We start from the raw sequence: 1,309 nt of genomic DNA, 5'->3' as shown, positions 1-1,309 counted from the left end.
GACAGGAATCAAGATACTGCTGTTCCTGGTTTTGCCCGAGTATTAGAAGCGCATTTGTATAGTAATGGTGTCGCTTTTATCGTAACAATGGAGTTTATGGAGTTATCAGATGATAAGTATAAGGAAGATAGAGATTTTTATATAAGGCATGGATTTTCTGAAAGGCAATATAATGAGTTGTATCAAACTCTGGAAAAGATGAAAAGACTGCTATCCAGAATCAGTGGCCGAAAAGATACAGAAATCCCGACAGTGGCGGGGACGTGTATTCCTGATGGGTTTATTGCCGGTAGCGGTAGTCGTAATGAGAAAGAAGAGATAGGTTTTGTCTATCGGGGAAATAACAATGAGAACTTTAAGTTCAGTGTTGAGATCATTAATGACCTGACAGGGGGAAGTACCTTACTTGAACGTGTTGGTGAAATTGAAAAGGATTTGCACGCTAACCGTGGCGGGATAGCCAGAAAAGGGAAACGGGAAGTCAACGGTATTCATGCGGAAGAGTTATTAGCAATCGGTCTGCAACCTTTTGACAATAATCCCCGCTATCAATTTGGGTTATTTGCAAATGAAACCGCCGGAGATTATAAGAACCCCTATGTGAGTATTATGTTGAGGAATTATCAGTTACCCCCGACGCCTTATACCGGAGATGAACTGATTACGTTTTGGGATACGGTAACGAGTACCTTTCGTAAAAGGCCGGGTGCTTTCTGATAGCAATAAAAATATGTTTTAAATAAAAACTCTTATAGGGATATAAGGGTTAAAATTGGGATGGAGAAAGATAAACAAACACGAATATGTAGGTGAAGATTGAGTAAGAAAAGTATCTTATTTATCTTATTGTCTATCTTGGTGATTTATGCCCTATGGCGGTGGTATTTCCCTGACCCTTATCACCCCAATTTAACCGAGAAGGAAAAGCAAGTGACGACAGAAATGTTAGCCAATATGCAGACCCGTTGTGTAGGCCGTTATCTGATTGATATCCCCGAAGCATTTGGCAATGTTATCCATGACGGGATATTTATTGGTGATGCACAAATACAAACTGAACGCTTATATCCACCGGAGTTTGAATATCGGATAGAAGCAAGAGAGCAGGAGTTAAAGACAATGCAATATGTTGAACCGAAAGATATGCCTTTTTTAAAGAAAGTCTATCGCCTCCAGAATAATGATAATATGGAAGGTGTGATCTTCGACAGGAATCAAGATACTGCTGTTCCTGGTTTTGCCCGAGTATTAGAAGCGCATTTGTATAGTAATGGTGTCGCTTTTATCGTAACAATGGAGTTTATGGAGT

1 protein-coding gene and 1 pseudogene are annotated in these 1,309 nt (G+C 39.8%); both read left to right on the top strand.

From position 1 onward, the window contains the following. Window positions 1–717: T6SS immunity protein Tli4 family protein (locus tag C6H66_RS24860; protein ID WP_248000823.1), on the top strand; the 717-nt coding region annotated here is incomplete at its 5' end. Between the two features lie 99 nt (window positions 718–816). Continuing rightward, window positions 817–1,309, top strand: a pseudogene (locus tag C6H66_RS24855) (T6SS immunity protein Tli4 family protein); the annotation flags it as partial.

It is taken from the genome of Photorhabdus hindustanensis (assembly GCF_002968995.1).
In the GTDB taxonomy this organism is placed as follows: Bacteria; Pseudomonadota; Gammaproteobacteria; order Enterobacterales; family Enterobacteriaceae; genus Photorhabdus; species Photorhabdus akhurstii.
The sequence above is the reverse complement of the archived record's forward strand: the minus strand, read 5'-3'. Positions and strand labels throughout refer to the sequence as shown.